18 protein-coding genes and 1 riboswitch are annotated in these 23,252 nt (G+C 62.9%); of the genes, 11 read left to right on the plus strand and 7 right to left on the minus strand.

All coding sequences use genetic code 11. The features are described 5' to 3' along the window. Both WA145_RS07445 and WA145_RS07450 read right to left on the minus strand, forming a co-directional pair. Positions 1–556: 4-hydroxythreonine-4-phosphate dehydrogenase PdxA (locus WA145_RS07445; protein WP_422580963.1), on the minus strand; the 556-nt coding region annotated here is incomplete at its 3' end. A gap of 480 nt (positions 557–1,036) precedes the next feature. Further along, positions 1,037–2,479, minus strand: coding sequence for a TolC family outer membrane protein (locus WA145_RS07450; RefSeq protein WP_422580964.1), 1,443 nt, complete (start codon positions 2,477–2,479; stop codon positions 1,037–1,039). 218 nt (positions 2,480–2,697) lie between these two features. Then, positions 2,698–2,804, plus strand: a riboswitch (TPP riboswitch). 93 nt (positions 2,805–2,897) lie between these two features. On the opposite strand from WA145_RS07450, the gene thiC reads away from it, so the two are divergent. The 10 genes from thiC to WA145_RS07500 all read left to right on the plus strand — a co-directional run bounded on the left by thiC (position 2,898) and on the right by WA145_RS07500 (position 14,336). Then, complete coding sequence (gene thiC / locus WA145_RS07455) at positions 2,898–4,790, plus strand: phosphomethylpyrimidine synthase ThiC (RefSeq protein ID WP_422580965.1); 1,893 nt, start codon at positions 2,898–2,900, stop codon at positions 4,788–4,790. An 88-nt stretch (positions 4,791–4,878) separates the two neighbouring features. After that, positions 4,879–5,478, plus strand: a complete 600-nt coding sequence (nudF, locus tag WA145_RS07460) for an ADP-ribose diphosphatase (RefSeq protein WP_422580966.1) — start codon at positions 4,879–4,881, stop codon at positions 5,476–5,478. Then, a complete protein-coding gene (locus tag WA145_RS07465) occupies positions 5,469–5,927 on the plus strand; it encodes a DUF1249 domain-containing protein (RefSeq protein WP_422580967.1) in 459 nt (152 codons plus the stop codon). Before nudF ends, WA145_RS07465 begins: the two co-directional genes overlap by 10 nt. A gap of 173 nt (positions 5,928–6,100) precedes the next feature. Continuing rightward, complete coding sequence (gene cpdA / locus WA145_RS07470; RefSeq protein WP_422580968.1) at positions 6,101–6,922, plus strand: 3',5'-cyclic-AMP phosphodiesterase; 822 nt, start codon at positions 6,101–6,103, stop codon at positions 6,920–6,922. Between the two features lie 235 nt (positions 6,923–7,157). Next, a complete protein-coding gene (locus WA145_RS07475; protein ID WP_422580969.1) occupies positions 7,158–7,769 on the plus strand; it encodes a YqiA/YcfP family alpha/beta fold hydrolase in 612 nt (203 codons plus the stop codon). A 15-nt stretch (positions 7,770–7,784) separates the two neighbouring features. Continuing rightward, the gene (gene parE, locus WA145_RS07480) at positions 7,785–9,689 is read left to right on the plus strand and encodes a DNA topoisomerase IV subunit B (RefSeq protein WP_422580970.1); all 1,905 of its coding nucleotides are present in this window, start codon (positions 7,785–7,787) and stop codon (positions 9,687–9,689) included. After that, positions 9,689–10,672 carry an esterase-like activity of phytase family protein gene (locus tag WA145_RS07485; protein WP_422580971.1) on the plus strand — a complete coding sequence of 328 codons (984 nt, stop codon included), beginning with the start codon at positions 9,689–9,691 and terminating at the stop codon, positions 10,670–10,672. Before parE ends, WA145_RS07485 begins: the two co-directional genes overlap by 1 nt. Continuing rightward, on the plus strand, positions 10,669–11,223 hold the full coding sequence (locus WA145_RS07490; protein ID WP_422580972.1) for a retropepsin-like aspartic protease family protein: 555 nt from the start codon (positions 10,669–10,671) through the stop codon (positions 11,221–11,223). Before WA145_RS07485 ends, WA145_RS07490 begins: the two co-directional genes overlap by 4 nt. A 7-nt stretch (positions 11,224–11,230) precedes the next feature. Continuing rightward, positions 11,231–13,489 carry a DNA topoisomerase IV subunit A gene (gene parC / locus WA145_RS07495; protein ID WP_422580973.1) on the plus strand — a complete coding sequence of 753 codons (2,259 nt, stop codon included), beginning with the start codon at positions 11,231–11,233 and terminating at the stop codon, positions 13,487–13,489. A 142-nt stretch (positions 13,490–13,631) separates the two neighbouring features. Then, positions 13,632–14,336, plus strand: a complete 705-nt coding sequence (locus tag WA145_RS07500) for a PqiC family protein (protein WP_422580974.1) — start codon at positions 13,632–13,634, stop codon at positions 14,334–14,336. 44 nt (positions 14,337–14,380) lie between these two features. Here the strand turns inward: WA145_RS07500 and WA145_RS07505 are convergent, their stop codons facing one another. Beyond that, positions 14,381–15,916, minus strand: a complete 1,536-nt coding sequence (locus WA145_RS07505) for an AhpA/YtjB family protein (RefSeq protein WP_422580975.1) — start codon at positions 15,914–15,916, stop codon at positions 14,381–14,383. Positions 15,917–16,090: 174 nt separating this feature from the next. On the opposite strand from WA145_RS07505, the gene serB reads away from it, so the two are divergent. Then, positions 16,091–17,305 (plus strand): phosphoserine phosphatase SerB, encoded by a 1,215-nt coding sequence (gene serB, locus WA145_RS07510; protein WP_422580976.1) that lies wholly within the window; start codon positions 16,091–16,093, stop codon positions 17,303–17,305. A gap of 50 nt (positions 17,306–17,355) precedes the next feature. On the opposite strand, the gene WA145_RS07515 is transcribed toward serB, so the two are convergent. The 4 genes from WA145_RS07515 to WA145_RS07530 all read right to left on the minus strand — a co-directional run bounded on the left by WA145_RS07515 (position 17,356) and on the right by WA145_RS07530 (position 23,233). Then, positions 17,356–19,425 (minus strand): EAL domain-containing protein, encoded by a 2,070-nt coding sequence (locus WA145_RS07515; RefSeq protein WP_422580977.1) that lies wholly within the window; start codon positions 19,423–19,425, stop codon positions 17,356–17,358. Between the two features lie 64 nt (positions 19,426–19,489). Then, positions 19,490–21,295, minus strand: coding sequence for a molecular chaperone (locus WA145_RS07520; protein ID WP_422580978.1), 1,806 nt, complete (start codon positions 21,293–21,295; stop codon positions 19,490–19,492). Between the two features lie 224 nt (positions 21,296–21,519). Next, entirely contained in the window at positions 21,520–22,380 is an 861-nt protein-coding gene (gene asd / locus WA145_RS07525) for an archaetidylserine decarboxylase (protein ID WP_422580979.1), read from the minus strand. A gap of 37 nt (positions 22,381–22,417) precedes the next feature. Beyond that, on the minus strand, positions 22,418–23,233 hold the full coding sequence (locus WA145_RS07530) for a rhodanese-like domain-containing protein (RefSeq protein WP_422580980.1): 816 nt from the start codon (positions 23,231–23,233) through the stop codon (positions 22,418–22,420). Positions 23,234–23,252: the final 19 nt, after the last annotated feature.

Here is a 23,252-nt window from a genome sequence, read left to right on the forward strand (position 1 = left end):
TGACCCGGCTGAGGCGCTCAGGGGTAATGGCGGCGGCGACATCCTTGAGTGGCAGGTGCGTGGTCACCAGCGCTACCCGCAGGCCGTGGGTGGCGAGCATCATCACCACCTGCGCGGTGTGGGTCAGCTCGGCGAGAAACTCGGTGTGCCCGGAAAAGGCAATCCCGGCCTGGTTGATCACGCCCTTGTGCACGGGGGCGGTAATCATCCCGGCGAAGTGGCCGTCGAGGCAGCCTTGGCCGGCGCGGGTCAGGGTTTCTAGCACATAGGGCGCGTTGCTTGGGTTCAACTGGCCGGGGGTTACGGCGGCGGCCAGTGGCGTGTCCCAGACATACAGGCTGCCGGCCGGTGCGGCCTGGCTTGGCCAGCAGTCAGGGGCGACGCTGATCAGTTGCATGCTTAGCCCCAGCAACTGGGCGCGTTCGGCCAGCAAGTCGCGGCTGGCGATGGCAATCAGGGCGTGCGGCTGCGCTTCACGCGCCAGCAGCAAGCACAGGTCGGGGCCTATGCCGGCGGGCTCACCTGGGGTTAAAGCGAAAAGGCGGGTGGCGGTCATCGGCAGGCTCTCGGTTATGCGCCAACGGCGGTTGGTGCGTAAGTAGATAAGACGGCTATTCAAGCGCTGGCGCGGCAGAAAATCTATGGTTAACCGCAGCCATTGCTACAGGTGCTGTGCGAGATCCCCTATTAGGCCGTTGAAAAACTACCTGCGTGGGTAGTCCCGCGTTAAACACCACCGCAAAATGCTCATGTACAGCTCGTACACTCGGCTTTTCGGCCGTATATGCCTTGTCTTGCCTGCCTCGCCTTCGTTTTTCAACGGCCTGCTATCGGTCACTGATGGCGGGTTTTCTGGCCAAACATCTCGCGCGGCTGCGGCGCTGAGCCTGCGTGTGGAACCGGCGAGTGCACAGATAGAGGCTGAGTGATGCTACGGGGCTGGTGATCAGGCCTGAGGAATCACCACACCCTGCGCAAGCTGGCGTGTCGCAGGGTGTGGCGGATGACCATCCTCAGGCGCTAGCGTCGGGCCTGCTCAGTATTGAGGGTTGCCACGCAGTTGGGCTTCGGCCGCTTTGGCCAGGTCCGGCGGGAGGAAGTCGGTATCCGGGTTGTAATCGGACTTGAGGTACTGCTCCAGGGTATTCAGGTCATCCGGGCTAAGGGTGCCGGCAGCCTGCTTCAAACGCAGGTTATTGAGGATGTAGTCATAACGCGCGTTGTTGTAATTGCGCACCGAGCTGTACAGCTGGCGCTGGGCGTCGAGTACGTCAACGATGTTACGCGTACCGACCTGGTAGCCGATTTCGGTGGCTTCCAGGGCGCTCTGGTTGGAGATGATCGACTGCTTGCGCGCCTGCACGGTTTCCACGTCGGTATTCACCGCGCGGTGCAGGTTGCGGGTGTTCTGCACCACCTGACGGCGCAGGCTTTCACGCAGTTGTTCGGTCTGGTTCAGGCGCTGGTAGGACTCGCGCACCTGGGAGCTGGTCAGGCCGCCGCTGTACAGCGGGATATTCAGTTGCAGGCCAATCGAGCGTTGCTCGACATCACCGCTGAAGCGATTGACGCTGGCCGCGTTGTTGCTGAAGCCGAGGCTGTCGTTGTCGCCTTTCTGGTAGCTGGCTACCGCATCCAGGGTCGGGGCGTGGCCCGATTTGCGCTGGCGCAGGGTTTCTTCGGCGGCTTCAACGGCGTAGTTGCTGGCTTGCAGGTTGAGGTTCTGCGCGGCGGCGGTGTCGACCCAGGCCTTGGCGTCGTTCGGCGTGGGCGCGAGGATCGGCAGGCTGTGCTCGATGCCTTCCAGCGCGGCGAAGTCGCGGTTGGTCAGGGTGATCAGGGCCTCGAAGGCATCTTCCACCTGTTGCTGGGCAATGATGCGGTTGGCGCGGGCGGTGTCGAAACCGGCCTGGGCTTCCAGTACGTCGGTCTTGTCCGAGAGGCCGACATCGAAGCGCTCGTTGGCCTGGTCCAGCTGGCGCTTGAACGCGGCTTCTTCAGCCTTGGTCGAGGCCAGGTTGTCCTGGGCGCGCAGTACCGCGAAGTAGCTTTCGGCGCTCTGCAGAATCAGGTTCTGCTCGGTGGCCGACAGCTCCAGTGCCGCTTGCTCGTTGCTCGCTTCGGCGGCTTGCAGCTGGAACCAGCGATCGGCGCGGAACAGCGGCTGGCTGAGGTTGGCCTGATACACAGTGCCGCTGCGCGATACGGTGTTGGCCGGGGAATCGACCTGGGTGCGGCTGTCGCTCAGGTTGGCTCCGGCAGACAGGTTCGGCAGCAGGCCGGCGCGCGCCTGGGGCACCACTTCGCTGCGCGCTTGATAATCTGCACGGGCGGCGGCCAGGTCGGCATTGTTGGCGGCGGCTTCCTGATAAACCGTGACCAGGTCAGTTTTGGTGGACAGCGGGGCTTGTTCTGCAGCCCAGGCCATTGTGTTGGACGCGGCGGCCACAGCGAGAGCCAGAGAGAGTCTGCGCAACATGGGGGTGATCCTGATTTGGCGTTAATCGGCAAGGCTAAGGGGCGCTGCCGAGGGGGTCAAGATTTGTCTGGGGCGGGGTGAGGGTAGATTGCAACAAACCGTGGCGTTTTCTGTGTGTTGGGGGTGTGTAGTGGCGGCTTTCGTCACTTTCCGACGCGCGGGTCATGAGAAATTGACTCCCGAGTTGGTTTTATTGGCTGGGGTTGATTAGACTGGCCGGGTTCTTGTCGGGGTGCCCCATTTGCGGGGCTGAGATTGGCAGCTGCCGGATCCCGTTGAACCTGATCAGGTTAAGGCCTGCGTAGGGAACAAGATGTGCTCGCCTTCCTCTGGCGAGCCTCTGGCACCGCCCCTGGTGCACCTTTCGCCGCTCAAGCATCCCAGGTTCGCTCCGACATCTAGCCCTGGAGAGCCGCCGATGAGCACACAAGAAAAAAACCTCAACCCAATCCTGAGTGAGTCCGCCCAGGTCGACCAACAGTCGATTCAGCCTTTTCCGCGCTCGCAGAAAATCTACGTGCAGGGCTCGCGCCCGGACATTCTGGTGCCCATGCGGGAAATCAGCCTGGACGTCACCCCAACCGACTTCGGCGGCGAGATCAACGCCCCCGTGGTGGTCTACGACACCTCCGGCCCCTACACCGATCCCAAGGTCATTATTGACGTACGCAAAGGCTTGGCCGATGTGCGCTCGCCGTGGATCGAGGCGCGTGGCGACACCGAGCGCCTGCCGGGCCTGAGCTCCAATTTCGGCCAGCAGCGCCTGGCCGATGCCGAGCTGACCAAGCTTCGTTTCGCCCATGTGAATAACCCGCGCCGCGCCAAGGCCGGGGCCAACGTCAGCCAGATGCACTACGCCCGTAAAGGCATCATCACCGCCGAGATGGAATACGTCGCCATCCGCGAGAACATGAAGCTGGAAGTGGCCCGCGAAGCCGGCCTGCTCGAGCAGCAGCACGCTGGTCACAGCTTTGGCGCCAGCGTGCCGAAGATCATCACCCCCGAATTTGTGCGTGACGAGATCGCCCGCGGTCGCGCGATCATCCCGGCCAACATTAACCACACCGAGTTGGAACCGATGATTATCGGTCGTAACTTCCTGGTGAAGATCAACGGCAATATCGGCAACTCGGCGCTGGGCTCTTCGATTGAAGAGGAAGTGGCCAAGCTGACCTGGGGCATCCGCTGGGGCTCGGACACGGTCATGGACCTGTCCACCGGCAAGCACATCCACGAAACCCGCGAGTGGATCATCCGCAACTCGCCGGTACCGATCGGCACCGTGCCGATCTACCAGGCCCTGGAGAAAGTCGGCGGCGCGGCCGAAGAGCTGACCTGGGAACTGTTCCGCGACACCCTGATCGAGCAGGCCGAGCAGGGCGTGGACTACTTCACCATCCATGCCGGCGTGTTGCTGCGTTATGTGCCGATGACCGCCAAGCGGGTTACCGGCATCGTTTCCCGTGGCGGTTCGATCATGGCCAAGTGGTGCCTGGCGCACCACAAAGAGAACTTCCTCTACACCCACTTCGAAGACATCTGCGAAATCATGAAGGCCTACGACGTCAGCTTCTCACTGGGTGATGGCCTGCGTCCGGGCTCGATCGCCGACGCCAACGACGAAGCGCAGTTCGGCGAGCTGGAAACCCTCGGCGAACTGACCAAGATCGCCTGGAAGCACGACGTGCAAACCATGATCGAAGGCCCCGGCCATGTGCCGATGCAGCTGATCAAGGAAAACATGGACAAGCAGCTGGAGTGCTGCGACGAGGCGCCGTTTTACACCCTCGGCCCGCTGACCACTGACATCGCCCCGGGTTACGACCACATCACCAGCGGCATCGGTGCGGCGATGATCGGCTGGTTCGGTTGCGCCATGCTCTGCTATGTCACGCCCAAGGAGCACCTGGGCCTGCCGAACAAGGATGACGTCAAGACCGGGATCATCACCTACAAGATCGCCGCGCATGCTGCGGACTTGGCCAAGGGCCATCCCGGCGCGCAGATTCGCGATAACGCATTGAGCAAGGCGCGTTTCGAGTTCCGTTGGGAGGACCAGTTCAACCTCGGCCTCGACCCCGACACCGCGCGCAGTTATCACGACGAAACGCTGCCCAAGGACTCGGCGAAGGTGGCACACTTCTGCTCCATGTGCGGGCCGAAGTTCTGCTCGATGAAGATCACCCAGGAAGTTCGCGTCTATGCTGAAGAGCAACGCATCGCCGCCCTCGACCTGGATGCTGAGGCGGGCATGCAAGCCAAGGCGGAGGAGTTTAAGGCGCAGGGTGCGCAGCTCTACCACAAGGTCTGATAGAGCTTTTGCTGCGCCCTGTTTCGGCGCAGCATAGGGTGTACCAGGACGGGCCTTCGGGCCCGTTTCTGTTAAATCAGGGGGCGTTATGCAACGAGAAGATGTCGAAGTGATCGAGCGCGAGCCCTGTTTCAGCGGCTTCTACAAGCTTGATCGGCTGCGTTTGCGTCATCGCCAGTTTGCCGGGGGCATGGGTCCGGAACTGAGCCGCGAGCTGTTCGTACGCCACGATGCGGTGTGCGTGCTGCCCTATGACCCGCAGCGCGATTGCGTGGTGCTGATCGAGCAGTTTCGGGTCGGCGCGCTAGATAAAAGTGCCAGCCCTTGGTTGCTGGAATTGGTTGCCGGTTTGATCGACAAGGGTGAGCAGCCGGAGCACGTGGCCCGCCGTGAAGCACTGGAAGAAGCCAACCTGCCGCTGACCTCGCTGTGGCCGATCACCCAGTACTACCCGTCACCCGGCGGCTCGGATGAGCGCGTGCACCTGTTTGTGGGGCGTTGCGACAGCGAAGGTGCCGGCGGAGTGCATGGCCTGGCCGAGGAAGGTGAGGATATCCGCGTACATGTCTGGCCCCTGGAAGATGCTTTGGATGCGGTCAAAGATGGGCGGATCGACAATGCCGCCAGCATCATCGCCCTGCAGTGGCTGGCGCTGAACCGCGCCGAAGTGCGGGGGTTGTGGTCGTGAACCTGCTGCGCGAGCGCTATCGGGTCGACCTGGTCGAGCTGCAGAGCGCTTGCGAACTCAACTATGTGCGCCTGCTGCAGTTGCTGCCGGACATGCGCGGGGAGGCCCGGCAGCAGATTCGCCGCGTGGCCCTTAGCCAGGGCGAGCATCTGCTGGGCGTGCTGGCCCTGGAGGTGCTGGAAACCTGTCCCTACACCTCGACCATCGAGGTGCGCCAGGAGCACAGCCTGTCCTGGCTGCCAGTGCCGCGTCTGGAGGTACGGGTGTATCACGATGCGCGCATGGCCGAGGTGGTCGGCACGCAGAGTGCGCGGCGCTTTCACGGCATTTATCCCTACCCCAATGCCGCCATGCACCAGCCGGATGAGAAGACCCAGCTCAATCTGTTTCTCGGTGAGTGGTTGAGCCACTGCCTGGCCTGCGGCCACGAGCTGGCGCCGGTGCGTTAGGTTTTTCCACGTTCTGCCGATAATCAGCCGCAGGCGCATTATTCCGATACGCGCTAGCCTTAGGGTGGGCGCTGGATTTACAGCGGACGTTCTGTGATCTATTCCCCTTTCGCGGGTTTACCGCCCGCAGGGCTAGCCAGCATAATTCACCCATTCCGCTCAAGGAGAAGGTCTTGCCGGGCGCGCCGATTCAAACCACTGCTGTTGATCGCTCGGTACTGCTGGTGCAGCTCTCCGATAGCCACCTGTTTGCCGACGGGGCGGGCAAGCTATTGGGCATGGATACCCAGGACAGCTTGCAGCGGGTGATCGAGCGCGTGCTGCAAGAGCAGCCGCAGATTGATCTGGTGCTGGCCAGTGGCGATCTCTCGCAGGACGGCAGCGCCGAGTCCTACCAGCGTTTCCGCGAGATGACCGCTGCCATTCCTGCGCCCGCGCGCTGGTTCCCCGGTAACCATGATGAAGTGCCTGCCATGCAGGCGGCCTGCGTCGGCAGTGACCTGCTGGAACCGGTGATAGACCTGGGCAACTGGCGCGTGACCCTGCTCGACTCCTCGATTCCCGGCGCCGTCCCCGGTTATCTCAGTGAGCAGCAGCTTGCGCTGCTGGAGCGCGCACTCAGCGAAGCGCCGGATCGTCATCACCTGATCTGCCTGCATCACCACCCGGTGTCCATCGGTTGCAAATGGATGGAGCCCATCGGCCTGCGCAACCCGGATGCCCTGTTTGCCGTGCTGGGGCGCTTCAGCAAGGTGCGGGCAGTGCTCTGGGGGCATATCCATCAGGAGCTCGATCAGCAGCGCGGCCCGATCCGCTTGCTGGCCTCGCCCTCGACCTGCGTGCAGTTCGCCCCGGGTAGCGAGGAGTTTCAGGTCGATAAAAGCGCGCCGGGCTATCGCTGGCTGCGGCTGTTCGACGATGGCTGTCTGGAAACCGGCGTGTCGCGGGTGACCGGCATCAAGTTCGAAATCGATTACACCATCAAAGGCTACTAGCAGGCCGTTGAAAAACGTAGGCGAGGCAGCCAGCGCAAGGCGCTACGCCAGTAACAGCCTCCGGCTGGTCAAAACGGCGAAAAAGCGGAGTTTACGAGGTGTAAATGAGCATTTTGAGCCTGTTTTTAACGCCGCGATGGCAACGAAGGTAGTTTTTCAACAGTCTGCTAAGGCCTTTGCAGAGCTCGGCTAACCGGTTGCAGCCGGTCGCCGCAACCGGTTAGCCTCCCGCCCCATGACCATATCCATTCTCTATATTCACGGGCTTAACAGCTCGCCGGCGTCGCTCAAAGCCAGCCAGTTGCAGCGCGCCATGGCGCAGCTGGGCCTGGCCGCGCAGCTGCGGGTTCCCGCCTTGCATCACCATCCGCGGCAGGCAATGGCCCAGCTCGAAGCACTGATTGCCGAGCTGGGTCGCCCTGTGCTGGTTGGCAGCTCGCTGGGCGGCTACTATGCGACCCACTTGGCCGAGCGCCACGGGCTGCCAGCGCTGTTGATCAATCCCGCCGTGCGCCCGCACCTGCGTTTCGATGGATACCTGGGCCCGCAGAAGAACTATTACAGCGATGAAACCTGGGAGCTGACGGCCGACCATGTAACGGCGCTGGCCGAACTGGATGTAGCAGTGCTGCAAGACCCGTCGCGCTATCAGGTGTGGCTGCAGACCGCCGACGAAACCCTCGACTACCGCGATGCCCAGCGCTATTACCGCGCCTGTGCGTTGCGTATCCAGGCCGGCGGCGATCATGGCTTCCAAGGTTTTGCCGAGCGCTTGCCGATGCTGTTCGCTTTCGCCGGTATTCCTCGCCATCTGTGGCAGGATATCGACTTTTCCGCATCCATTTGACCAACAAGAGACCCCATGGCCCAGCAAGGTTCCAGCTCTTACAACGCCGATGCCATCGAAGTCCTTTCCGGCCTCGACCCGGTGCGCAAACGCCCGGGCATGTACACCGATACTTCGCGGCCCAACCACCTGGCCCAGGAAGTCATCGACAACAGCGTCGACGAAGCCCTGGCCGGGCATGCCAAGTCGATTCAGGTGATCCTGCATGAGGATAACTCCCTGGAAGTGCTCGATGACGGTCGCGGCATGCCGGTGGATATCCACCCGGAAGAGGGCGTGCCCGGGGTCGAACTGATCCTCACCAAGCTGCATGCCGGCGGCAAGTTTTCCAACAAGAATTACCAGTTCTCCGGCGGCCTGCATGGCGTGGGTATTTCCGTGGTCAACGCGCTGTCGACCCGTGTGGTGGTGACCGTCAAGCGCGATGGCAACGAATACCAGATGAGTTTTGCTGACGGCTATAAGGCCAGCGACCTGGCTGTGGTCGGCACCGTGGGCAAGCGCAACACCGGCACCAGCGTGCACTTCTGGCCGGACGGCAAATATTTCGACTCCTTCAAATTCTCGGTCAGCCGTCTTAAACATGTGCTCAAGGCCAAGGCCGTGCTCTGTCCGGGGCTTTCCGTCAGCTTCACTGATAAAGCCAGCGGTGAGCAGGTCGAGTGGCTGTATGAAGACGGCCTGCGTTCCTACCTGGTGGATGCCGTCAGCGAGTTTGAGCGGCTACCCAATGAGCCGTTCTGCGGCAGCCTGGCCGGCAATAAGGAAGCGGTGGACTGGGCCCTGCTGTGGCTGCCGGAAGGTGGCGAGTCGCTGCAGGAAAGCTACGTCAACCTGATTCCCACCGCCCAGGGCGGCACCCACGTCAATGGCCTGCGTCAGGGCCTGCTGGACGCCATGCGCGAGTTCTGCGAGTTCCGCAGCCTGCTGCCGCGCGGGGTCAAGCTGGCGCCGGAAGACATCTGGGAGCGCATCGCCTTCGTCCTGTCGATGAAGATGCAGGACGCGCAGTTCTCCGGGCAGACCAAGGAGCGCCTGTCGTCCCGTGAGGCGGCGGCCTTTGTTTCCGGTGTGGTGAAAGATGCCTTTAGCCTGTGGCTTAACGGCCATCCGGAACTCGGTCAGCAGCTTGCCGAACTGGCCATCAGCAATGCCAACCGGCGCCTCAAGGCCGGCAAGAAGGTCGAGCGCAAGCGCATCACCCAGGGCCCGGCGTTGCCCGGCAAGCTGGCCGATTGCGCCGGGCAGGACCCGATGCGCTCCGAACTGTTTCTGGTGGAGGGTGATTCCGCCGGCGGCAGCGCCAAGCAGGCGCGCGACAAGGAGTTCCAGGCGATCCTGCCGCTGCGCGGGAAGATTCTCAATACCTGGGAAGTCGATGGCAGCGAAGTGCTGGCCAGCCAGGAAGTGCACAACATTGCCGTGGCGGTTGGCCTCGATCCGGGTTCCAGCGACCTCTCGCAGCTGCGCTACGGCAAGATCTGCATCCTCGCCGACGCCGACTCCGACGGCCTGCATATTGCCACCCTGCTCTGTGCACTGTTCGTCCAGCATTTCCGCCCGCTGGTGGATGCCGGTCACGTCTATGTGGCCATGCCGCCGCTGTACCGCATCGACCTGGGCAAGGAGATTTTCTACGCCCTGGATGAGGCTGAGCGCGACGGCATTCTCGACCGCCTGGTGGCCGAGAAGCGCCGCGGCAAGCCGCAGGTCACGCGCTTTAAAGGCCTGGGTGAGATGAACCCACCGCAACTGCGCGAAACTACCATGGACCCCAATACCCGGCGTCTGGTGCAGCTGACCCTGGAGGACTACCCCGGCACCCAGGAAATGATGGACATGCTGCTGGCGAAAAAACGCGCCGGCGACCGTAAATCCTGGCTGGAGTCCAAGGGCAACCTGGCCGAGGTGTTGCTCTGATGCAGCGGCTGTTGGCTGTCTGCCTTTTGCTCTGCTCACCCTTGTTGGCGAACGCAGCAGCGCTGGAAGAGCTGAAACTGCTCAACGAGCAGGCGGTCAGTGGTGTCACTGGCGGCAACCTGTCCGGGCTGGCCTGGTGTGATGGCGCGCTGTGGGCGGTTTCCGACCGCGATGATCAGCAGCTCTATCGTCTGGAGTCCGATGAGTCGCAGTGGCAGGCTACGGCCGAGACCTTTGTCGCGCCGCCTGCACCGGATGTGCGGTTGCCCTGGGGGCTGCGCATGCGCAGCTGGGCCGCCGGGCTGGCGCGCGGTGGTGAGCAGGATTTCGAGGGCATCAGTTGTGACGCCGCCGGCAACCGCTACCTGGTCAGTGAGGCCAAGGCGGCCGTGCTGCAGTTGCCGGTGATGGGCGAGCCGAATTGGCTGAAACTGCCCCAGGGCTTGCTGCGCCAGGCGCGTGCCAGTGGTATGGCGCTGCATTACAACTCGTTGTTTGAAGGCATGGCCATCGATCCGGCGGGCGAGCGCCTGTACCTGGCGGCCGAGCGTATGCGTCGCGGCATATTGGTGGCGCATAAGCAGCGCGCCATTTGGCGTTGCACCGGTGGCTGCGTGCTGTTCAGCGAATCGGGCACGGAAACGGGGCCCGAGCAGCTGGGCGGCAAGCCGCAGCCGCGGGATTTCTCCGGCCTGGCTTTTTATAACGAAAAACTCTTCACCCTGGAGCGTCAGGCGCACCGTATCTGTCGGCGCGACCTGAGCAATGCTCAGGACGAGCAGTGTTGGTCGTTTGCCGCCGAAGCGCTGACCCCGGAGCGGCTTTATGCGCCGTCCTATGGCCTGGCGGAAGCGCTGTGGGTGGATCAGGATGGCGCTTGGGTCGGCGTCGATAACGGCCGCTTCAGGCGTGCCGACGGTGAGTCGCGGCCGATTATCTGGCGCTTTGCTGCACCGCAAGGCGGTTGGGGCGCCAAGCCGTGAGCGAGCAGCCTGCGGGCAAGCGTGCCGGTCGGGTGATGCTGGTGCTGGCCTGGGGCGCGGCGATTTTGCTGGCCACCCAGTTTTTCGGCGACTGGGAAGACGCCCAGCGCAACCCCAATCAGGCGCCTGAGTCGCTGCATGGCAGCGGCTATGTGGAGGTGCATCTGGCCAGCAGTCGCCAGGGCCACTATATGGCCGGCGGCACGATCAACGGCGAGGCGGTGACCTTCCTGCTCGATACCGGTGCAACCCAGGTCGCAGTGCCGACCGAAGTGGCGCAGCGCCTGGGTTTGCAGGCCGGCGCGGCAATTACCATCAGCACCGCCAATGGCCGCGCCACGGCGCACCGTACCCGGCTGGCACGCCTGCAGCTGGGCGATATCGTGCTGACTGATGTAGAGGCTTTGATCGCCCCCGGCATGGGTGGCGACGACGTATTACTGGGCATGAGCGCCCTGAAACAGCTCGAATTTACCCAGCGCGGCGGCACCTTGATGCTGCGCCAGACAACATCGCAACAACCCATTTTGCAACAACCCACTTTGCAATGAGGCACGCATGAGCGAATCCCTCGATTTGAGCCTGGACGGTGTTGAACGCCGTTCCCTTGCCGACTTTACCGAGCAGGCTTACCTCAATTACTCCATGTACGTGATCATGGATCGCGCGCTGCCGCATATCGGCGACGGCTTGAAGCCCGTGCAGCGGCGCATCATCTACGCCATGAGCGAGCTGGGTCTGGACGCCGACTCCAAGCACAAGAAGTCGGCGCGTACCGTTGGCGACGTGCTCGGCAAGTTCCACCCGCATGGCGACAGCGCCTGCTACGAAGCCATGGTGCTGATGGCGCAACCCTTCAGCTACCGTTACACCCTGGTCGACGGCCAGGGCAACTGGGGGGCGCCGGATGATCCGAAGTCCTTCGCCGCCATGCGCTATACCGAGGCGCGCCTGTCGCGTTACTCGGAGGTGCTGCTCAGCGAACTGGGCCAGGGCACCGTGGACTGGGTGCCGAACTTCGACGGCACCCTGAATGAGCCGGCGACCCTGCCGGCGCGGCTGCCGAATATTCTGCTCAACGGCACCACCGGCATCGCCGTGGGCATGGCCACCGACGTGCCGCCGCATAACCTGCGTGAGGTGGCGACGGCCTGTATTCGCCTGCTGGACGAGCCGAATGCCACGGTCGAGCAGCTCTGTGAACACATCCTCGGCCCGGACTACCCGACCGAAGCGGAAATCATCACGCCGCGCAGCGACCTGCTGAAAATCTACGAAACCGGCAAGGGCTCGGTGCGCATGCGCGCGGTGTACCGCGTCGAGGATGGCGATGTGGTGGTCACTGCGCTGCCGCATCAGGTGTCCGGGGCCAAGGTGCTGGAGCAGATTGCCGCGCAGATGCAGGCGAAGAAGCTGCCGATGGTCGCCGATCTGCGCGATGAATCGGACCATGAGCACCCGTGCCGCATCGTCATCATCCCGCGCTCCAACCGGGTGGACGCCGACGAGCTGATGCAGCATCTGTTCGCCACCACCGAGCTGGAGTCCAGCTACCGGGTCAACAGCAACGTGATCGGCCTGGACGGCAAACCCTCGGTCAAGGATTTGCGCACCCTGCTCAGCGAGTGGCTGGTCTACCGCGTCGGCACCGTGCGCCGCCGTCTGCAGTTCCGCCTGGACAAGGTCGAGAAACGCCTGCACCTGTTGGAAGGCTTGCTCACCGCCTTCCTCAATCTGGATGAAGTGATCCATATCATCCGCACCGAGGATCAGCCAAAGCCGGTGCTGATGGAGCGCTTCGGCCTGACGGACGTGCAGGCTGACTATATCCTCGACACCCGCCTGCGCCAGCTGGCGCGCCTGGAAGAGATGAAGATCCGCGGCGAGCAGGATGAGCTGGCCAAGGAGCGCGACAAGCTGCTGGCCCTGCTCGGCAGCGAAGCCAAGCTGAAGAAGCTGGTGCGCCAGGAAATCCTCGACGACGCCGAGAAATACGGCGACGAGCGCCGTTCGCCGATAGTCGCCCGCGCCGAGGCCAAGGCCCTCAGCGAAAACGAGCTGCTGCCCACCGAGCCGGTGACCGTGGTGCTCTCGGAAAAAGGCTGGGTGCGCTGCGCCAAGGGCCACGATATCGATGCCACCGGCCTGTCGTACAAGGCCGGCGACGGTTTCAAGACGTCCGCGCCGGGCCGCTCCAACCAGTTCGCCGTGTTTATCGATAACACCGGGCGCAGCTACTCGCTGCCGGCCCACTCACTGCCGTCCGCCCGTGGCCAGGGTGAGCCGTTGACCGGGCGCCTGCAGCCGCCGCCGGGCGCCACCTTCGAATGCGTACTACTGCCCGATGACAATGCGCTGTATGTGATTGCCTCCGATGCCGGCTACGGCTTTGTGGTCAAGGGTGAAGACCTGCAGGCCAAGAACAAGGCCGGCAAGGCGCTGCTCAGCCTGCCTGCTGGCGCCCTGGTGGTGCCGCCCAAGCCGTTGGCTAACCGTGAAGAGGATTGGTTGGCGGCGGTGACGACCGAAGGCCGTTTGCTGCTGTTCCCGGTACGGGATTTGCCGCAGCTGGGCAAAGGCAAGGGCAACAAGATCATCGGCATCCCCGGTGAGCGGGTCGCTTCGCGTGAGGAATACCTCACCGATCTGGCCGTGCTGCCGGTCGGAGCGACGCTGGTGTTGCAGGCCGGTAAGCGTACGCTGTCACTGAAAGCCGATGACCTGGAGCACTATAAGGGCGAGCGCGGGCGGCGTGGCAACAAGCTGCCGCGCGGCTTCCAGCGGGTCGACAGCCTGTTGGTCGAGGGTCAGGGCTAGCGGCTGCATGCTGCTACAGTGCCGCGCTGGAGTCGTGCGCGGCTTTCAAGGATGATACGCGGCCGTAAGGCGGGTCACGCAAGCGACCCGCCGGCACCTAATGTGTATGCACCCCGGCAGACTGGCCGGCTGGATGAGAGAGATGACTGCACTGCGTTTCCCCGGAATTCTGCTGCTGGCCGGCGTGCTGGGCCTGGTGGGTTGTACGCGTTATCAGCAAGCGTCGCTGTACCAGCTCGATAGCGGCGATATTCGCGTTCCCGCAGCCGAACAAGGCATCGCCGTGCTGCTCGGGCCGGTGGCGATTGCCGATTACCTGCAACGCGAAGCCTTGTTGCAGCGCCAGCTCGACGGCAGCCTGACCGCCGCCGAGGATGCGCGCTGGGCCGGCAGCCTGGCTGCCGAGATTGATCAGCAGCTGCTGCGTCAACTGGCCTCGCGCCTGGACAGCCAGCGCCTGGTGCTGGCGCCTGCCATCGCGGGCTTTGTGCCACAGGTGCGTTTGGGCTTGACGATTACCCGTCTGGATTCAGGCCCGCAGCGTCCGGCGGTGCTGGAAGCGCAGTGGCGTCTGGCCGGTGCCGACGGCAAGCTGCTCGACGGGCGCCTGGTGCGTTTGGAAGAAGCCCACAGCGGCAGCATCGTCGATCAGGTACGGGCGCAGAGCCTGGTGGTGCAACAACTGGTCGAGCAACTGGCCATAGCCGTCGAAACTCACGGCAAGCCTGCGCCGGTGGTGGCAGCACCGCCGCGCAAGCCGGCGCCGGTAAAGCCTGCGCCGCCCACACCACTGCGTATTCCGGTGGTTGAACCGATGCGTGATGAAGGCGAAGTGTTCCGCTTCTAGCAAGCAGTAGCGCCTGCCTGAGCGATTCAGCCAGGCGTGTGTGCCTAGTGGTTTTCGTGCATGCGCGCCAGCTGACGCTCCAGCAGCGATGGATAGGGCTCCAGCAAACGCTCCACACAGCAGGCGCCTTGCGGGCTGGCGATGGCGCGAATGCGCGCGCGCTGGCTGACCAGGGCATCGTCGGCAATGCTGCGTTCGACCAGCAGCAGGTTGCGGCTGTGTTGCGACAGCGCCAGGGCGTTCTGCGCCGTTTCGCTGAGCAGCAGGTCGCCCTGGCTGAGGTCGCTGAGGTTTTCGCCCCGCGTCAGACCAAGCTGCAGTTGCAGGGTGATGCCGCTGTCTGCCACTTCGATCTGCAGGGCGTGGCCGAGGGCGCGCATTAGTTCGCCGCAGCAGATGGCATGGGTCAGGTAGTCCTCACCAATATCCAGCTGGTGGAACAGCATCAGGCTGCTGCCATCGCTGAGGGTATGCAGCTCGCCCTGATACAGGCTGGCAGCGCGGTCCAGGCAGTCGCGGTAGCGTTGCAGCAATTCCATCAGGCGGCTGCGCGGCAGGCGCCGTAGTTGTTCCTGCGCGCCGAGCTGGATCGCCAGTACGGCGCTGGGTAGCGGCTGCCGCATCGCGGGGGCCGGGGAGGGCTCATGCTCGGACTGATCGCGCAGCTCGGAGAATGGATCATCCACAGCGCTATCGGCGAAGGGCTCAGCGCTGCTGTCCAGGAATTCAAGCGGCTCGTCCTGCTTATCGAAGCGCTCATCGTGCAGGTCGCGCACTGCGAAGTCCGGCTCATCATCGAAGGATTCCGGCAGGTAGTCGTCATCGCCCTGGGCGAGCGGCTCGTCGTCGTAGAACGGCTCTTGCGGTGCTTCTCGCAGCGCAGGCTTTTCCGGTACCAGGCGCGCTTGCAGCTGACGCGCCAGATCACCGATTTCATCCTGGCGGCCGGCGCCGGGGGCCGGATCGTCCGGGTCGCGCAGCCACACCCGCAGCTGCAGCAGTGGCGTGGAGATATGCCGCCCCAGGCGCATGCTCAAGGATAGGGTCAGGGCCAGCAGAATCAGGCTGAGAATACCCATGCTCTGCAGGCTGATGGTCATCGGCTGTTGAAACTGCTGCATGTCCAGGCTGATGCGCAGCTGCCCGGCAATCACCTCCTGGAAGGTGATGGGCGTCGAATACAGCCCCTCGGTTTCACCGAGCATGCCTTGGCTCGGGCGCGCGCCGGCCTCGGCGAGGATGCGGTTGTCCACGCTGTAGATGGCGGCGTGGGCCACCAGCGGGTTCTTCACCAGGTTATTGAGCAGCACGTTGAGGCTGAGGATGTCGTTGGACACCAGCAGCTCGGTCGCCGAGGCGGCCGTCTGGGTAATCAGGCTGGTGCCCAGGGCTTCGGCCTGCTGCTGCATGGCATGTTTGAACTGCATGCCGATCACCCAGCCATAGATCACTAGGGCCAGGGCCACCAGCAACAGGCTGTGGCTGACGATGCGCAGGGCCAGGGGGATGCGCTTCTGGCGCAGGGCCTGGAACAGCAACAGGAAGAAGTTATCGGGTTTTACGGGGGCGGGCCGGTTCACAGAGCTCGGCTCATGTCGACTGTAGTTGGCGCGCAGTATAGCGGTGCCCCCGCAGTGGGCAAAGCGCCGCGCGTGGCTGTTTACCCGGGAAAATGGGTAGAATGTGCGCCTTTTCCACGGCTTGTGACCTGTTCAGCAAGCCGCTGCCCCTGACGCTGTACTGGAGACCGAGCCTTGCGCGAAATCGTCCTGATCAATATCACCGGCGAAGATCGCCCCGGTTTGACTGCCGCCATCACCGGCGTGCTGGCCCAGGGCGGGGTGAATATCCTCGATATTGGCCAGGCGGTGATCCATGACACCCTGTCGTTTGGCATTCTGGTGGAGATCCCCGACACCGAGCGCGCCTCGTCGGTGCTCAAGGACATCCTGTTTACCGCCTACAAGCTTGATCAGCAGGTGCGCTTTACTCCGGTATCCGAGGCCGATTACCAGCAGTGGGTCAGTGGTCAGGGCAAGGCTCGGCATATCGTCACCCTGCTGACGCGTAAGGTCACCGCCGAGCAGTTGCAGCGGGTCAGTGCCATTACCGCGCGTTATGACTTGAATATCGACCATATCGACCGCCTCTCCGGGCGTATGCCGCTGGATATGCCGGCCGAGCAGGGCAAGGGCTGTATCGAATTTTCCGTGCGCGGTGAGCCGGCCGATCCGGCGGCCTTGCGCGCCGAGTTCCTCAGCGTGGCGCAGGAGCTGAACGTCGATATCGCCTTCCAGCGCGATTCGCTGTTCCGCCGCAACCGCCGCCTGGCGGTGTTCGACATGGACTCGACGCTGATCGAGGCCGAGGTGATCGACGAACTGGCCAAGGCCGCCGGCGTCGGTGAGCAGGTGTCGGAGATTACCGAGCGCGCCATGCGCGGCGAGCTGGACTTTGCCGCCAGCTTCCGCGAGCGCCTGGCGTTGCTTAAGGGCCTGCCGGAAACCGTGTTGGCCGATATTGGCGCCTCGCTGCGTCTGACCGAAGGCGCGGAGACGCTGTTTAGTGAGCTGCGCCGTCTGGGCTATAAGACTGCGATCCTCTCCGGCGGCTTTACCTACTTTGCCAAGCAGCTGCAGGCCAAGCTCGGCATTGATTATGTGTTCGCCAACGAACTGCAGATCGTCGATGGCCTGGTCACCGGTGTGGCGGTCGAGCCGATTGTCGACGCCCAGCGCAAGGCTGATCTGCTGCGCGAACTGGCGACCAAGGAAGGCTTGCGTCTGGAGCAGACCATCGCCGTGGGCGATGGCGCCAATGACCTGCCGATGCTGGCCATCGCCGGGCTGGGCGTGGCGTTCCGCGCCAAGCCGCTGGTCAAGCAATCAGCCAAGCAGGCGATCTCGACTTTGGGCCTGGACGGCATCCTCTATCTGCTGGGCTTTCGCGACCGCGACGGACTGGAGTAAATCGCAGGCAAACAAAAGCCGCCCTGGAGCGGCTTGTTACCTGTGTGGCTTTATTCGTCGCCGGCCGAGAAGTCGTAATCCATCGACTGGCTCGGGCCCTGCAGGTAATGCCCTTGGATATAGTTGACCCCGGCCTGCCAGAGCGTAGCCAGCACGCTGGCGCTCTCGACGAAGGGCACGATGGTCAGCTTGGCCTGGGAGTGCAGGCTGGCCAGCAGCGTTTTCAACGCGTCCTGATTATCCGCATTGCTCAGATCCTGGGAGAAGGAGCTGTCGACTTTGACGAAGTCGATATGCAGGTGCTTGAGCGTGTTGAATGGATTCAGCGAGCAGCCGAACTGGGTCAGCGCGGTTTTGCAGTGCAGCTCGTTGAGGCCCTGGGTGATGGCCTTGGCCTGCTTCAGGTAGGCAATCGCATCCGGCTCGCTGAACTGGAATACCAGCGAGTCTGAGGGCAGGCGTGCGGCTTTCAGGGCCACGCTGAGCCACGGCAACAGGGTCTGATCCTGCAGGCTGGCGCTCGACAGGTGCACAAACAGGCGGGTGTTGTGGCCTTTGCTGCGGTGGTCGGCGAGCAGCTTGATCGAGTTGAGGATGACCCAACGGTCGATCTTCTCGGCCAGCCCAGCGTCCTTGGCGGCGCTGAACAGCTCCAGTGGCGGAATTTCCTCGCCTTGCGGGTTGATCAGGCGCAGCAGCGCTTCATAGTGTTCAAAACTGTCACCGCGCAGGCTGATGATTGGCTGGAACAACAGGCGGAAGCTGTTGTTTTCCAAGGCCTGTTGAATCATTGCGACGATATTGCCGCGGCTCGCGGCTGCGGCCAGCTCATCAGCCGGGTCAAACAGTTTGATGGCATTGCCATCGTCCAGCTCATCGGCACAACGGTGGGCGCGGTCAACTACTGCCTGGGCCTTGGCGGTTTTCTCGTTAAGCCCCGCAACTCCAATCGACAGGGTGCTCTGCACGGTACGGCCGCTGACATCGAACAGGTGCCCCTCGACCTTTTTCAGCAGGCTGCTGAGCAGCTCGCGGCTGCTCTCCGGGCTGATGCCGGGTTGCAGTACGGCAAATACGTCATCTCCAAAGCGCGCCAGTTGCGCGTCGGCACTGAAGTGCGCGCGCAGCAGGTTGGCCAGGTCGGTGAGGAGGATATCGATGCCGGCCAGGCCAATGTCGGCGAGCAGGCTGGCATAGCGGTCAACCCGGATATACGCCAAGGTCGACGGCTGTCCGGCATTCACCGCACGCTCGGCGGCGCTGTCCATCAGTTCAAGGAAGTGGTTGCGGTTGAACAGGCCCGTCACCAAATCCTGGCTGCTGATCTCGCGCAGTTTTTCTTCCAGTTCGGCGTTGCCGGTTTCGGTACGAATCACCACCTGGATGCACGGCTCGCCATCGTAGGTGGCGGGGGAGAAGCTCATCTGCGCCGGGAAACTCTGGCCGTTGGCCCTGATTCCGGCACATTTGAGTTCGGCGCTGCCTTCGGCGCTGTGATAATTCTTCAGGAAGTCCTTGAAGCTGGCCTGGTCGCTGCTGCCGATCAGGTCGATCATCGGCATGCCTTCCAGTTCATCGGCATCTTCGTAGGCAAACAGCTCCAGGTAGGCGCGGTTGGCGTAGATATGCATGCCGTCATGCACATAGGTGATGGCATCGACGGAGCTGTCGAGCAGCAGCTGGCAGCGTTTTTCTGCTTCGCGCAGGGCCACTTCGCAGGCGCGACGGGCGCGACGTTCTTCCAGGTTGGCCAATTCGCGTTTGGCCACCAACACCAGGCGTTCGTCTTCACCTTGCGGCAGGGCATCCTGGGCGCCGAGCATCAGGGCTTCGGTAATACTGTCGGAGTCGTTGTCGGCGAGCAGATGGATGACCGGAATATCTTTGGCCTGGCGGCGAATCGCACCAATCGCCTCGCTGGGCGCGAGCTGTTCGCTGCTCGGTGCGCAGATCAGCAGGTCCCAGCTTTGCTGCAGCGCCTCGTTGAGATCATCGCTGGAGCTCAAGCGATGCACGCGCGTTGCTTGCCCCGCGTTACGGAACAAGCTGACCAGGCGCTCGGCCTCATTTTGCGAGTCTTCGAGTATCAGTAGCCGAATAGTTTTTTTTTCGATGGCCATGGTCTGGTATCAAATCTGCGCCGAACGGGCGCGAAAAGGCGACAAAGGGAAGTGCGACGGCAATCTACAGCGACTTCCAGAGTGAGTCAAAGTCTTCCTCCCCGCCCGGTGTACGGCTTTTCGGCGCTGTGACAGGCTTCCCTGGCTCACTGTTGGTCTGCCCGACACCACGGTATTCGAACTGATTGAAACTGCCGGTGCTGGTTTGTCGGCGGCTGAGCACTGCACGGTGTTCGTTGCCATTCAGGTTGATGCTGACCTTGTTGCCCTCCTGAAACGGCAGGCGCGCGGTGATCAGGCTGGCCGGCCTTGAAATGGCACTGATTTCCGGCAGCAACAGCGCGCGCAGGTACTGGCTGTTATGTTCGGCCTTGCGCACCAGCTGCAGGCCACAGGCCTGCGCGTGCGGGGCGATCAGTTCAATGCCCATCTGCGTGCCGCCGCCGCGTACCTGGCGAATCCAGCGCACCACGGCAATGCTCCAGCCCTGTTGTGGCAGGCCTTGTACGCCGAGTAGCTCACCGGCCTGGAGTTGGCTGGGCACCTCTTTAGGCCACGACAGGCAGTAGCCGCCGGGGCTGATATTGACGATGGCCACTTCGTAAGTCGGATAGCTTTCTGGGCCGCTAGGCTGCACCGGTTCGTGGGGCTGGTGCGGCTTGTTGTATTGGATTTCTTCGAGGGGCAGGCCGTTTTCCCAGTGGCTACTCTTCTTCACATCAAAGGCATTCGACCAGATATCCGGGGCGCCGGCGTCAGTCGTGAATACCGCGGCATTGGTCGTCACGGGCAGTTGCAGCACTTCGTTGAACGGGCGTTTGCCGGCCAGGTAGAAATGCAATGCGCTCATGCCGATGCACAGGGTCAGTGCGCCCTGGCCCTGACTGCGCTGGAAGGTCCGCTCGGCGATATCACCCCAGGCCGCAGCCAGATGCTGGAGCATGTCGTGGCTAAAGCCTTCGGGGACGATCAGGCGCGATTGCGCAAGGTTTTCGGCCGGTAGCAGCAGGTGTTCCTTGATGGCGTCGACCAATGGGCTGGGGTCGATGCCTACGGCGTTATGCAACTCGTTCTGCTGGAACAGCGAGATATAGCGGGGCGGACCATCCAGTTGCGGGGCAATGGCGAACAGGCTGGAGGGCTCATCGCCGGCCTGCAAGGTGGCCAGTGCACTCCATGGCTCAAGCACTTCGGCCAGGCGCGCAATCGCACTCTGGCGCATCTGATTGCAGCGCGCGCAACCGAGCAGCAGGGCGACCAGATAGCTTTGCTCGGTGCTCAGGCTTTGGGTGCGCAGCGCCTGAGTGTCACGAATCATGGTCTTGTGCAGGCCGCGCGCCAAGGCGATCTGGTACAGCTGGTGCAGTTCAAGCCAGAGCCCTTCTGGAACCGGGCAGTACAGCTGGCTCGCGCGAATCAGCGGGCCGCATAGGCTGTGGGTGGCGCGCTGCAGGGCGATGGCTAGCAGTTGTTGACGCTCGCGCCCAGTTTGTGCGGTCAGGCGCGCGACGATCAGCTTGTAGCCGATGGCCAAATGGTTCTGCAGGGCCTGGCAGAGATTAGCGACCTTGCGCGGTCGTTCATCGAGAACGATGGCCTGGCTAAGGAAGTGTTTTTCCAGTTGCTTGCAGACGAAATAGATTTCCGGACGGAGGATTTCCAGCAGTTGCAGGCGATTTTCCGAGGGGGTGAGCAGCTGATTGAGCTCGACCAGTGCCTGGTAAAGCTGGCGTGCGGTTTCACCGATATTGGCCTTGGGCAGGCCATCGACCCATTTTTTCAGATCACGAGGACTGGCTTCGCAGAATGACAGGCTTTGCTTATCTGGCGTGGTGACGCGCAGGAGCAAGTGAGAATTCTGTTTATCCATCTAAATCGGATACTCCAGCACAGCAGGTGAGTCTAGGAATTATGTTTCGACTCTAGCAGCATCTCGCGCCCCTCGCAGCCATGTACTTGGCAGGATTGCCAGGCTGGCGCGACACACGAATCGTCTGGAAGTCGTTGTTGTGACTGGTTTTCGTGGTCTGAGGTTCACTCTGATCAGTCGTTCCGGCACCGCCTGCATGGGCGGACAGTGCCGGCTTGGGTGGATTAAGCGCGTGGCGCGGCGAGACGCTGGCCCATCTGTACCGGGCTGTTGGCGGCCAATTCTGCGGCCCATTGCACCTGTTCCGGGCCAAACAGCACGATGGCGGTGGAGCCCAGCTTGAAGCGCCCGAGCTCTGCGCCTTTGTCCAGCATGATAGGCGCGCGCGCCGCTTCGTCATACTTGAAGGTTTTCAGCTCGCGCTTAGGCGGCGTCACCAAGCCGGCCCAGACGGTTTCGATTGATGCCACGATCATCGCGCCGACCAGCACCACGGCCATCGGGCCGCGTTCGGTATCGAACAGGCAGACCACGCGCTCGTTGCGGGCAAACAGTTCGGGGACATTCTCCGCCGTGGTCTGGTTGACCGAGAACAGCCGGCCCGGCACGTAGACCATCTCTTTCAGGGTGCCGGCCAGTGGCATATGCACACGGTGGTAGTCCTTGGGTGAGAGGTAGATGGTGGCGAAGTCACCGCCCATAAAGGCCGCAGCACGCTCCGTGTCGCCGCCCAGCAGCTCAATCACGCTAAAGCTCTGGCCCTTGGCCTGGAATACCCGGCCTTGTTCGATTTTACCCAGCTGGCTGACTGCGCCGTCGGCCGGGCTGAGCACTGCACCGGGGCTGCTGTCGAGCGGGCGGGCGTCGTCTTTCAGGGCGCGGGTGAAAAAGTCATTGAAGTGAGCAAAGGCGCTCAGGTCTTCGACCTGGGCTTCGCTCATGTTGACCTGGTACTGCTTGGCGAACCAGCCGATCAGGCGATTTTTGAACCAGCCGGCGCGGCATTCGGCGGCGCAGCCGATCAGGCGCGACAGCAGGTGATGCGGCAGCAGGTACTGGCTGAGGATAAACAGGCGATCTTTCATTGGCGTTCCTTAAGCGTGGCTGGCGGTCTACGCGCGCTTAGCGCTCGACCGGGGTGTCCGGGTGGTTGCCCCACTCGCCCCAGGAGCCGGCATAGGCTTTTACCCGTGGGTAGCCGAGCAGCTTGGCGACCAGATAGGTAAAGCCGGAGCGGTGGTGGCTTTGGCAGTGGGTGATGATTTCCTTGTCGGCCGTGATGCCGAGGTTGTTGAGTTGTGCCTGAATGTCCTGGCGAATGCGCAGCGCGCGGGCGGGGTCCATGCCGGCAGTCCACTCGAAGTTGATGGCGCCGGGGATATGCCCGGCCTTTTGCGCCAGGGCTTTCTCACCGCGGTATTCGCTGGGTGAGCGGGCATCCCAGATGGCCAGATCGGCAGCGCCGAGGCGGCTTTGCAGGTATTCGCGGGTGGCGGTCGGCGCCGCGTGCAGTTGCAGTGCAACAGCCTGCGCGCCGGCATCCGGCACTGCGGTGCTGAGTTCGCGCGCCTCTGCCAGCCAGGCCTGCAGGCCGCCGTCCAGGTAGTGATAACGCGGGTGGCCAATCACATCCAGCAGCCAGATAAAACGCCCGGCCCAGCCGCCACCTTCATCGTCATACACCACGTAGACGGCATCGGGGTTATGCCCCAGCTCGCCGAACAGTTGCTCAAGCTGCGTCTGCTCAGGCAGTAAACCGGGGGCTGGCGGCTGGCCCAGCTGGGTGCGCTTGGGGTCGACAAAGCGTGCGCCAGGGATGTGGCCGGCGGCGTAGCGGGCGCTGCTGGTCAGGTCGACCAGAATCAGCTCGGGCGCATTCAGGCGGCTGGCCAGTTGCGCAGGTTCGATCAGCAAGGGCAACTCAGCGAAGGCGGTCATGCCGGGCCTCTTTTCACGG

The organism is Pseudomonas sp. (assembly GCF_049301935.1).
Taxonomy (GTDB): domain Bacteria; phylum Pseudomonadota; class Gammaproteobacteria; order Pseudomonadales; family Pseudomonadaceae; genus Aquipseudomonas.

Coding starts and splice junctions, on each gene's coding strand:
- WA145_RS07450 (WP_422580964.1), bottom strand. CDS start 2,479: ATGTTGCGCAGACTCTCTCTGGCTCTCGCTGTGGCCGCCGCGTCCAAC.
- thiC (WP_422580965.1), top strand. CDS start 2,898: ATGAGCACACAAGAAAAAAACCTCAACCCAATCCTGAGTGAGTCCGCC.
- nudF (WP_422580966.1), top strand. CDS start 4,879: ATGCAACGAGAAGATGTCGAAGTGATCGAGCGCGAGCCCTGTTTCAGC.
- WA145_RS07475 (WP_422580969.1), top strand. CDS start 7,158: ATGACCATATCCATTCTCTATATTCACGGGCTTAACAGCTCGCCGGCG.
- parE (WP_422580970.1), top strand. CDS start 7,785: ATGGCCCAGCAAGGTTCCAGCTCTTACAACGCCGATGCCATCGAAGTC.
- WA145_RS07485 (WP_422580971.1), top strand. CDS start 9,689: ATGCAGCGGCTGTTGGCTGTCTGCCTTTTGCTCTGCTCACCCTTGTTG.
- parC (WP_422580973.1), top strand. CDS start 11,231: ATGAGCGAATCCCTCGATTTGAGCCTGGACGGTGTTGAACGCCGTTCC.
- WA145_RS07500 (WP_422580974.1), top strand. CDS start 13,632: ATGACTGCACTGCGTTTCCCCGGAATTCTGCTGCTGGCCGGCGTGCTG.
- WA145_RS07515 (WP_422580977.1), bottom strand. CDS start 19,425: ATGGCCATCGAAAAAAAAACTATTCGGCTACTGATACTCGAAGACTCG.
- WA145_RS07520 (WP_422580978.1), bottom strand. CDS start 21,295: ATGGATAAACAGAATTCTCACTTGCTCCTGCGCGTCACCACGCCAGAT.
- asd (WP_422580979.1), bottom strand. CDS start 22,380: ATGAAAGATCGCCTGTTTATCCTCAGCCAGTACCTGCTGCCGCATCAC.
- WA145_RS07530 (WP_422580980.1), bottom strand. CDS start 23,233: ATGACCGCCTTCGCTGAGTTGCCCTTGCTGATCGAACCTGCGCAACTG.